The sequence below is a fragment of the Vibrio sp. 811 genome, assembly GCF_033339195.1.
This window is the reverse complement of the sequence record NZ_JAWOUB010000588.1, coordinates 1-610: the sequence shown is the minus strand read 5'-3', so window position 1 is coordinate 610 and position 610 is coordinate 1. Positions and strand designations below refer to the sequence as shown.

1 protein-coding gene is annotated in these 610 nt (G+C 43.0%); it reads left to right on the top strand.

What is annotated here, in order from left to right:
• On the top strand, positions 1-610 hold a 610-nt coding region (locus R7Q46_RS28245; protein WP_318078450.1), incomplete at both ends, for a DUF3466 family protein.

The window sequence follows — 610 nt, the reverse complement described above, 5'->3', positions numbered from 1 at the left end:
TGGAACCACCATTTATGGTGTGGGATACAATACTTACTCAAAAAATGATAACTATCTAAACGCGACTGTGTTTGTTGGAACTTTGGAGTCAGAAAGTTCTTTAAGCAATATTAGTACCTGGCAAAACAAGGTAGTGGTAGGAGCGCGGCAACGAGAAGGAGATGACACTGTTCATTCGAACTCTCGTTTGACAAATGTAAACAAAAATTTCGTTGCTATTGGTGAGGCCAAACGTTCAGGTGCGTACCCTATGCCGACCGGCTCCACTCCAAATCGTTTGTTTATTGTTGATGATGTTCGCTCTGCATCTCTGAGTGCTATTTACCCAACGACGGGCATCTTCTTCAACGGTGCGGGCGGTAAAATGGGTGGTATCAACGCTTACAACGAAATTGTGGGTCAGTTAGATGCGGAATCTACCCGTGAAGATGATGGCAAACCTCGTCGTAAGCGTGGTTTCATTTATCCATACATCCAAGATGATGCAAACAATGTGAGAGCTGAAACACTGTTTGATGGTAAAGCGTGGTTCCTAGATACATTGACAAACGGTGGCGAATATTCAGAGGCAAATAACGCATTCCGTATTATTGATGCAACAGATATTAAT